The sequence below is a fragment of the Cyanobium sp. ATX 6A2 genome, from assembly GCF_024346355.1.
Taxonomy (GTDB): Bacteria; Cyanobacteriota; Cyanobacteriia; order PCC-6307; family Cyanobiaceae; genus NIES-981.
Genome location: NZ_JAGQCU010000007.1, coordinates 120523 through 129903, shown reverse-complemented (window position 1 = coordinate 129903; position 9381 = coordinate 120523). Strand labels below are relative to the sequence as shown.

Sequence of the window (9381 nt, the reverse complement as noted above, 5' to 3'; positions counted from 1 at the left end):
CCTCTGTTGCTCGCTCCTGCCTCACCTTCCGGTCAGGCCCTCGCTCGCAACTCAGAAAACCTACAACACCGCTCGCTCGCGCTTCACGGGGCTTCAGGCTCTGCTCCCTCTCGGGCGCAGCTCTTTACCGTAGCACCTGCTACCCACCTCTGGCAACCAGCGCTTCCCCCCACGGCAGCGGAGTACCCAATCCCTCTGGCGCTTCTAGGGTCGGTGCTCAGAGCTGCTTCCCGAAGCGAATCGGAATTGCCCATGGCACGCCAATTCAGCCAGCAACAGCTCCGTGTGCGCCCGAGCTCGAAGGAGGAGGCCGTCGTGGCGGCCGCCCGAGACCAGTTTGAGCGCACATTGGTGACCGTGCGCGGCCAGCTGGTGGGATCGGTGGCGGCCCTGGAACATCCCCACAAGAGCGACTCGGCGAACTACGGCGAGGTGTTCCTGCGCGACAACGTGCCGGTGATGGTGTACCTGCTGCTGCAGGGGCGCTACAGCGTGGTGCGCCACTTCCTCAGCACCTGTCTCGACCTGCAGAGCACCGCGTACCAGACCCGGGGGATCTTCCCCACCAGCTTCGTGGAGGAGAAGGGAGAGGTGGTGGCCGACTACGGCCAGCGCTCGATCGGTCGCATCACCTCAGTGGACGCCAGCCTGTGGTGGCCTGTGCTGTGTTGGTACTACGTGCAGCGCAGCGGCGATGTGGAGTTCGCCAGCAGCCAGAAGGTGCAGCGCGGTGTGCAGTTGTTGCTGGATCTGGTGCTGCATCCGAGCTTCGAGGGAACGCCGGTGCTGTTCGTTCCCGACTGCGCCTTCATGATTGACCGTCCCATGGACGTGTGGGGCGCTCCTCTTGAAGTGGAGGTGCTGTTGTACGGATGCCTGCGCAGCTGCTGCAAGCTGATGGATCTGGCGCAGACCAACGTGCGCAGCCGCCTGCTGGAGCAGCGACTGGTGGTGACCCGCAAGTGGCTGCACGATCTGCGCCTGTTTCTGCTCAAGCACTACTGGGTCACCAGTAAAACGATGCAGGTGCTCAGGCGACGGCCCACAGAGCAGTACGGAGACCAACAACACCAGAACGAATTCAATGTGCAGCCCCAGGTGATTCCGCCCTGGCTGCAGGACTGGCTGGAGAACAGGGGCGGCTATCTGATCGGCAACATCCGCACCGGGCGGCCGGATTTTCGCTTCTACAGCCTGGGCAACACGCTGGCTTGCCTGTTCGGCATCCTCACCTCACCCCAGCAGCGAGCCCTGTTCCGGCTCGTGCTCCACAACCGTGAGCATCTGATGGCCCAGATGCCGATGCGCATCTGTCACCCGCCGATGGAATTGGAGGAGTGGAGCAACAAAACCGGGTCAGACCCGAAGAACTGGCCCTGGAGTTATCACAACGGTGGCCACTGGCCGAGCCTGCTCTGGTATCTGGGTGGCGCCATCCTGCTGCACGAACAGAGCAATCCGAGTGCCGACGTGCTGTTGACAGCCCAGATGCGCTCGATGCTTGAGGAGTGCTACTGGAGTCAGCTCAACCAGCTGCCACGGCAGCAATGGGCTGAATACTTCGATGGCCCCACAGGCACATGGGTTGGCCAGCAGGCCCGCACTTACCAAACCTGGACGATTGTGGGCTTTCTCCTGCTTCACCATCTGCTGCGGGTGAATCCCAGCGATGTCTGGCTGCTTGATCTCGATGGCCAGCCCCAGGAGCACCAGGGGAGAAAAAAAGCCGAGGCAACAGCCTCGGCAGATCAATAAACGGAGAAAACAAATCGACAGCTGGAAACCGCCGGCCGATTTGTTTGCATCAAGCTCAGAATAGTCCCAGGGTCAGGGACTTATCGATCGGAAGAGCCGCGCCGATGCCCAGGTAGATGGTGAAGGCAGTGCCGAACAGGAACACGGCCATGGCCACAGGCCGGCGGAACGGGTTCTGAAACTTGTTGAAACTCTCGATGAAAGGCACGAGCATCAGACCCAGGGGAATCATGGTCTGCAAGGCAATACCGAGAAGCTTGTTGGGAACAACCCTCAGGATCTGGAAGACAGGGTAGAGATACCACTCGGGAAGAATTTCCAGAGGCGTCGCGAACGGGTCGGCCTTATCTCCCAGCATGGCCGGATCAAGCACAGCCAGGCCAACGATGCAGCCGATGGTTCCCAGAATCACCACAGGAAACATGTAGAGGAGATCGTTGGGCCAGGCGGGCTCACCGTAATAGTTGTGACCCATGCCCTTGGCAAGCTTGGCCCGCAGGGCCGGGTCGGTGAGGTCGGGCTTCTTGAGGATGTGCATGGCTGAAGGGCCGGTGAACAGAAACTAGGAGAGGCGGAAGCTGCTTGAAGAGGAGTCGAGGGAGAGAGTCACAAGGGACCTGAGATGCCCTGCTTGCGGATCATCAGGAAGTGCATGAGCATGAATACCGCCAGCAGCCAAGGCATCACAAAGGTGTGCAGGCTGTAGAAGCGGGTGAGCGTGGCCTGGCCCACGCTCTCTCCGCCTCGCAGCAGTTCAACCATGAAGTCGCCGACCACGGGAACCGCCGCTGGCACTCCACTGACGATCTTCACGGCCCAGTAGCCCACTTGATCCCAGGGAAGGGAATAACCGGTAACGCCGAAGCTCACGGTGATCACGGCCATCACCACACCGGTGACCCAGGTGAGCTCACGGGGACGCTTGAAACCTCCGGTGAGGTAGACCCTGAACACGTGGAGGATCAACATCAACACCATCATTGATGCGCTCCAGCGGTGAACGGAGCGGATCAGCCAGCCGAAGCTGACGTCGGTCATCAGGTATTGAACAGAGGAATAAGCCTCAGCCACCGTGGGCTTGTAGTAGAAGGTCATCGCAAACCCAGTGGCAAACTGGATCAGGAAGCAGACCAGGGTGATGCCGCCAAGGCAATAAAAAATATTGACATGGGGCGGAACGTACTTTGCCGAAATGTCGTCGGCAATGGCCTGGATCTCAAGGCGCTCTTCAAACCAGTCGTAGACGGGGTTGGAGGCGCCTCCGGGATTGCCAGCGGGAGTGTTCGCCATGCAGCTGGATGGATGGGTTGCGAGATTCTACGCACCGTTCGAAGCTGACGTGAGCGCCGCACACCCTGTGTTCTCCTCCCCGCCGCACCTGGGCCGACCCGGCTGCGCCCTCAGAAGAGCTACGGCTCTGGTGGTGGCCGTTGCCCTCTGGCTGGGGGCCCTGTCACCGGCAGCCCTGGCGCTCAGCGACACCCAGCAGCTGGTGGTGGAAACCTGGAGGCTGGTGAACCAGAGCTACCTGGATCCGGCCCAGTTCGAGCGCATTCGCTGGCGGCGTCTGCGTCAACGGGCCCTGGAGCAACCGATCAGCAGCTCCGAAGACGCCTACCGGGCCATTGAGGGGATGCTGATCCCCCTCGGCGATCCCTACACCCGCCTGCTGCTGCCGCAGGACTACGCAGCACTGCAATCCACAAACCAGGGCACGGTGAGCGGTGTGGGCCTGCAACTGGCGGCCGGGGAGAGCGACCAGGCCGTGGTGGTGATCGCGCCGCTGGACGATTCACCGGCATCTGAGGCCCAGATCCAGAGCGGCACCGAGCTGCTCAGCGTGGACGGGGTGAGCACCGCGGAGCTGGGGCTGGATGGAACCGCCGCGGCGCTGCGGGGCCCCAGCGGCAGCACCGTGTTGGTGACCCTGCGGGATGGGGTCGCCAAGCCACGGGAGCTGGAGCTGGAGCGACGGCAGGTGGATCTGCACCCCGTGCGCAGCAAACGCCTGCGGGTGGATGGCCACACCCTGGGCTATCTGCGCATCACCCAGTTCGCCGAACCCGTGCCCGAGCAGGTGAAGGAGGCCCTCCGGGACCTTCAGGACCAGGCGATCGAGGGCTTGATCCTGGATCTGCGCAACAACACCGGCGGGCTGGTGAGCGCCGGACTGGCCGTGGCCGATGCTCTGCTGGACAACCGGCCGATCGTGGTGACTGAAGACCGCGGTGGGCTGGTCTCACCCCAGCAGTCCGGGCCAGGGCAGCTGTTTGACGGCCCGATGATCACCCTGGTGAACCCCGGCACCGCCAGTGCCAGCGAGATCCTTGCCGGTGCCCTCCAGGACAACGGCCGCAGCAGGCTCGCCGGCAGCCGCACCTATGGCAAGGGGCTGATCCAGACCCTGATCTCCCTGAGCGACAGCAGTGGCCTGGCGGTGACCGTGGCCCGCTACCTCACCCCCAGCGGGCGAGACATCCAGAACGAGGGCATCGAACCTGACCTGACCCTGAGCGCCCCGGAGCCGCTCAATCCCGGCGCTGACGGCGACACCTGGCTGGAGCAGGCTGGCAAGCTGCTGGCCAGCGAGCTGCCCGGCCCGACCGATCCCGACAGCTGAGGCCAGCGTTGTCAGAGCGGAGCCCGGGGATGGCAGAACGCACCTATCACGACCCTCTGCATGGGGCGATCACGCTGCGCCACGACGAGCCGGCCGAGGCTCTGGTCATCCGACTGATCGACACCGCGCCGTTCCAGCGGCTGCGGCGGGTGCGCCAGCTGGGGCCCGCCTTCCTCACATTTCACGGCGCCGAGTCGAGTCGATTCACCCACTCCCTCGGAGTGCTGCAGCTGGCGCGGCAAGCCCTGGCCCAGCTGGAGCGGTTGCACCCGGAGCTGGCGATGCACCGGGGGGTGCTCTATGCCGCGGCCCTCCTCCACGACGTGGGCCATGGCCCCCTCAGCCACGCCGGAGAGGAGATGTACGGGCTGCGCCACGAAGACTGGTCAGGCCGACTGATCCGGGAACATCCGGCGCTGCGGGAGCCCCTGGAGCAGTTCGCCCCGGGGAGCGCCGCAACGGTGGCCGACCTGCTGGAACACGGCCGCCACCCCTGCAGTGCCATCAAGGCTCTGGTGAGCAGCCAGCTCGACTGCGACCGACTCGACTACCTGATGCGGGACAGCCACAGCACGGGCACGAACTACGGCCACCTGGATCTGGAGCGCATCCTGGCCGCCCTCACCCTCGCCCCCGACGGCAGCCTGGCTCTCCATCCCAAGGGCTTGATGGCGGTGGAGCACTACCTGGTGGTGCGCAACCTCATGTACCGCAGCGTTTACAACCACCGTCTCAACGTGGTGTGCAACTGGCTGTTGCGGCAGGTGATCAGCCAGGCGCGCACCCTCGGCCCCGAACGGGTGTGGGCCGATCCGGTGATGGCCTGCTGGCTGTGGCAGCAGCAGGATCTGAGCCTGGACACCTACCTGGCCAACGACGACATCCGCACCGGCTACCACCTGATGCGCTGGATGGAGGAGGGGCCCGCGGAGCTGGCGGAACCCTGCCGGCGGCTGCTGGAGCGGCGGCTGCTGAAGGCCACCGATGTGAGCCACCTGGAGGCGGGACCTCGGCTGGAGCTGCTGGCCCGCGCCCGGCGGTTGGCGGAGGAGCTGGGTCTGGTGGCGGAGACCTGCTGCGGCCTCCAGCAGCGCCAGAGCCGCGGCTATCACGCCTACAAGGGAGGCCTGCGGCTCTGGGATGGCCGACATCTCGAGGCCCTCGAGCAGCGCTCCCCGCTGGTGCAGAGCCTGGCCCAGCCCGTGGAGATGGCCTGGCTGATCCACCCGGCCGAGGTGGCCCTTAAGTTGCGGCGGATGGTGAAGGTTTGATGCCGGCAGAGGCCATGGGAGCGGTGGTGCTCGGACCTCAATGGCCGGGGGCACCGGGATGGCTGCTGCTGCCGCTGCGGAGTGGCGATGCCACAGCGGGCGAGCTGGTGGAGCGCGCTCTGGACGCAGCCGGCCTGCTGGGCGGAGCACCCCTGCCGGCACACCTCGCGCTGGTGGCCGGGGAGTGGCCGCTCGGGGTGCGCGAGCTGCGTGCCCTGGCGGAACGGCTGGGTGCCCGTGGAGTCAGGCTGACTGCCGTCTGCAGCGCCGATCCCCGCAGCCGCGTGGCGGCGGCGGCGGTGGGGCTGCAGACCTGCTCCCCCGGCCCCGAGGGCCTGGCCGCTGGCCCTGAGCAGAGCGCACCCAACCCCAGCCATCAGGCGCTCAGCCTGCAATGCGGCACGCTGCGCTCGGGGGATCACCTGGAAGCGGAGGGATCGGTGCTGGTGCTGGGCGATGTGAACCCCGGGGCCCGGGTGAGTGCCGGCGGTCACGTGCTGGTGTGGGGGCGGCTGCGGGGCATCGCCCATGCCGGCTGCAAGGGTGATGCCCTGGCCCGGATCGTGGCCCTGCAGCTGCGGCCCCTGCAGCTGCGCATCGCCGGCGCGGTGGCCCGGGGCCCGGAGGACAGCCCAGCGGCCGGGATGGCGGAGCAGGCCTCCCTGGTGGACGGTGCCATCCGTCTGGACCCGGCCCCGCCGGTCTGGCCCCTGAACATGAGCCCTGATTCCCCCGATCGGGATGGGGCCAGATCGGGTGGGCGCCGTTTTGGCCCTAACCTGCCTCGACCCCAGGCCCAGCCGTGACCGCCCAGTCCAGCCGCTACATCCTGATCTGTTCCGGCAAGGGAGGGGTGGGCAAAACCACCCTCACCGCCAACCTCGGCATCGCCCTGGCGCGTCTTGGCGCCAGAACCGCCGTGCTTGACGCCGACTTCGGACTGCGCAATCTCGATCTGCTGCTGGGCCTGGAGAACCGGATCGTGTACACCGCCCAGGAGGTGCTGGCGGGCAGCTGCCGGCTGGAGCAGGCCCTGGTGAAGCACAAACAGGAGCCGAATCTGGCCCTGCTGCCTGCGGGCAACCCGCGCATGCTCGAGTGGCTCAAGCCCGAGGACATGCGCCAGATCGCCGCCATGGTGGGTGAACAGTTCGATTACGTGCTGATCGACGCCCCGGCGGGAATCGAGGGCGGCTTTCGCAACGCCATGGCTGCCGCCACCGAGGCGATCGTCGTCACCACTCCGGAAGTGTCGGCGGTGCGTGACGCCGACCGGGTGATCGGCCTGCTCAACAGCGAGGGCGTGAAGCCCATTCAGCTCGTGCTGAACCGGGTGCGGCCCAAGATGATGGCCAGCCAGGAGATGCTGGCCGTGGATGACGTCACCGACATCCTTGCCCTGCCTCTGCTTGGGCTGGTGGTGGAAGACGAACAGGTGATCGTGAGCACCAACCGGGGCGAGCCACTCACCCTCGGCGATGGCGGATCGCCGGCTGCCCGGGCCTACACCAACGTGGCCCGTCGCCTCTGCGGTGAAGACGTGCCCCTGATCGACCCGAGCAAGGAGCGCCAGGGGCTCAGGGCCCGGATCGGCCGCCTGATGCAAACCAAGATCTTCTGAGGCGATGACCCTGCGCGACCTGATCGACAAACTGCTGGGCCGCCAACCGGCCAGCGCCGACACGGCCAAACAGCGCCTGCGCCTCGTGCTGGCCCACGACCGCAGCGACCTCAACCCGGAATTGCTGGAGCAGATGCGCCGGGAAATCCTGGAAGTGGTGAATCGCTACGTGGAGATCGACCTGGAGGAGGGAGACGTGAGCCTGGCCACCGAGGATCGGGTCACGGCACTGGTGGCCAACCTGCCGATCCGCCGGGCCCGCATGCCGCAGCCTGGGCAGAGTGTTGCGGCGACTGCACCCGAGGAGGGTTCCGAGGGCGTGGCAACCCTGGGCTGAGCGAGACGCCTCCCACCCCCATGACCAGCCTGTCCACCGCCCCAGCGTCAACCTGGGTTGACGGGAGCGCGACCATCACGCCAGCGGAGCAACGGGTGCTGGCGGAACTCGGCCGGGGGCTCAGCAACAAGGGCATCGCCGCCGCGCTGGTGGTGAGTCCCCGCACGGTGGAAAGCCACATCTCCAACCTGCTGGCCAAGACCGGTTGCCAGAACCGCACCCAGCTGCTGCTGTGGACCCTCTCAGCGCGAGCCGGCGGTGGATAATTCAGCCTGTGAGAACGATCACGCCGGCTTAGCTCAGCGGTAGAGCAGCGCTTTTGTAAAGCGAAGGCCATCGGTTCAAATCCGTTAGCCGGCTTCCTCGGGCCGCCAGGCCAACACCCTCAACGGACCCTCGCCTCAGACCCCTTGCAGGGTCTGAGGCAGATGGGGAACTGGGGTACGGGCAGGCGGCAGGGACCCCAGCGGCGGTGGTGGGGGCGGTGGAGCAAGCGGTGCGCGCGGCGACGCTGGTGGCGGGCCCGCAACACGGGGCGCGGGGGCGGCGAACAGCCTGGCCAGGGCAGCCTGGCGCTGCTCCGGTGACTCCGGTCCCAGCTCCCACAGGCTCTCGAGGTAGAAGAAGGCCACCCCCAGGCCAGCCTGCCGATTGGCGACCACCTTCTCCTGGATCAGGCCCATGGGGGTGGGGCGACTGCGCTGACCGCTGAGGATGGCAATGGCGGTGGGAATCCGCCGACGTGACTCCTGCACCTCAGGACGCAGAAGATGGGGGGAATAGCTGGGCAGATCGGGCCGGTAGATCTGCACCAGGAGCTCATCGGCGATGCCCCGCCGCACCCAGGTCAGCCAGTCCTGGAGCTGGAGCTTGTAGGCAAAGTCGTAGTAATTGGGGGAGATCGACACAATCGCCCCGGGCCGCCGTGCCCGCACGGCCTTGCTGAGCTGGTCCATGAACGCCGTGATCTTGTCGGCGCGCCACTTCACCCAGGCGGCATCCGCCGGATTGGCCGGTGGGTTCCTGCCGGTTTCGCGGCGGTAGAGGGCGGTGGTGAAGGAGTCGTAGCCGAACTCCCGCGGCAGCGTCATGTGGTCGTCGAACTGGATGCCATCGGCGCCGTAGGTGCCCACCACTTCCAGCACCAGATCGGTGATCAGCTGCTGCACCTCCGGCCGGAAGGGATTGAGCCAGTTCACCTCTCCAGCGGCGCTGATGGAGGTGAGCCCGCCGTCCTGCTTGCTGGTGAGCCAGGTGCGGTGGCGACGGGCCAGTTCGGAGCCAGGGGCGGCCATGAAGCCGAATTCAAACCAGGGGATCACCAGCAACCGCTGCCGCCGGCCCTCGGCGATCAGCTCGCCCAGCACGTCCTGCCCCTGCAACCCGAGGTAAGTGAAGTCCTGCAGCTCACGTTTCTTAACCACGGCGCTGGGGTAATAGGCGATCCCCCCGTTCCAGACCACCGGATAGAGCGTGTTGAAGCCCAGCCCAGCCAGGCGGGTCACGCTCTCGCGCATGCGCTCCCGATCGCGCAGCACCGGCATGTCATTGGCGGTGAGCCACACCCCGCGCAGTTCCGGCCGCGGCGGTGCCTGGGGGGTGGATTGCGGGGCGGACTGGGGCGGAGACTGCGCCAGAGCCGGTAGCCCCAGGTGGAGCAGCAGGCTGAAGCACCACCCCAGGAGCACCAGGCTCGCCGCAATCAGCCGGCGGCGTCGGACCATGAACCGAGCGGCAGAGTGTTGGGAACCATAGGGGTGTTGCAGCACACCTGAGG

General features: G+C 66.2%; 10 protein-coding genes and 1 tRNA gene. 8 read left to right on the top strand and 3 right to left on the bottom strand.

Going from position 1 to position 9381, the window contains the following annotated elements:
- The first annotated feature begins 252 nt into the window (after nt 1-252).
- Nucleotides 253-1755, top strand: a complete 1503-nt coding sequence (locus KBY96_RS08770) for a glycoside hydrolase 100 family protein (protein ID WP_254978979.1) — start codon at nt 253-255, stop codon at nt 1753-1755.
- Between the two features lie 55 nt (nt 1756-1810).
- On the opposite strand, the gene petD is transcribed toward KBY96_RS08770, so the two are convergent.
- Together petD and petB are read right to left on the bottom strand one after the other, a co-directional pair.
- The gene (gene petD, locus KBY96_RS08765; protein WP_254978978.1) at nt 1811-2293 is read right to left on the bottom strand and encodes a cytochrome b6-f complex subunit IV; all 483 of its coding nucleotides are present in this window, start codon (nt 2291-2293) and stop codon (nt 1811-1813) included.
- Between the two features lie 68 nt (nt 2294-2361).
- Nucleotides 2362-3045 carry a cytochrome b6 gene (petB, locus tag KBY96_RS08760; protein ID WP_254978977.1) on the bottom strand — a complete coding sequence of 228 codons (684 nt, stop codon included), beginning with the start codon at nt 3043-3045 and terminating at the stop codon, nt 2362-2364.
- 67 nt (nt 3046-3112) lie between these two features.
- On the opposite strand from petB, the gene ctpZ reads away from it, so the two are divergent.
- The 7 genes from ctpZ to KBY96_RS08725 all read left to right on the top strand — a co-directional run bounded on the left by ctpZ (nt 3113) and on the right by KBY96_RS08725 (nt 7964).
- Complete coding sequence (gene ctpZ / locus KBY96_RS08755) at nt 3113-4375, top strand: carboxyl-terminal processing protease CtpZ (RefSeq protein ID WP_396122303.1); 1263 nt, start codon at nt 3113-3115, stop codon at nt 4373-4375.
- 29 nt (nt 4376-4404) lie between these two features.
- Nucleotides 4405-5646, top strand: coding sequence for an HD domain-containing protein (locus KBY96_RS08750; RefSeq protein ID WP_254978976.1), 1242 nt, complete (start codon nt 4405-4407; stop codon nt 5644-5646).
- Between the two features lie 14 nt (nt 5647-5660).
- Complete coding sequence (minC, locus tag KBY96_RS08745) at nt 5661-6452, top strand: septum site-determining protein MinC (RefSeq protein ID WP_254978975.1); 792 nt, start codon at nt 5661-5663, stop codon at nt 6450-6452.
- Entirely contained in the window at nt 6449-7267 is an 819-nt protein-coding gene (gene minD / locus KBY96_RS08740) for a septum site-determining protein MinD (protein ID WP_254978974.1), read from the top strand. Before minC ends, minD begins: the two co-directional genes overlap by 4 nt.
- 4 nt (nt 7268-7271) lie before the next feature.
- Nucleotides 7272-7604: a cell division topological specificity factor MinE gene (gene minE / locus KBY96_RS08735; RefSeq protein ID WP_254978973.1), complete on the top strand. Its 333-nt coding sequence runs from the start codon at nt 7272-7274 to the stop codon at nt 7602-7604.
- 20 nt (nt 7605-7624) lie between these two features.
- Nucleotides 7625-7870 carry a response regulator transcription factor gene (locus KBY96_RS08730; RefSeq protein WP_254978972.1) on the top strand — a complete coding sequence of 82 codons (246 nt, stop codon included), beginning with the start codon at nt 7625-7627 and terminating at the stop codon, nt 7868-7870.
- Between the two features lie 22 nt (nt 7871-7892).
- A tRNA-Thr gene (locus tag KBY96_RS08725) sits at nt 7893-7964 on the top strand.
- 41 nt (nt 7965-8005) lie between these two features.
- On the opposite strand, the gene KBY96_RS08720 is transcribed toward KBY96_RS08725, so the two are convergent.
- A complete protein-coding gene (locus tag KBY96_RS08720; protein ID WP_254978971.1) occupies nt 8006-9328 on the bottom strand; it encodes a family 10 glycosylhydrolase in 1323 nt (440 codons plus the stop codon).
- Nucleotides 9329-9381 lie beyond the last annotated feature (53 nt).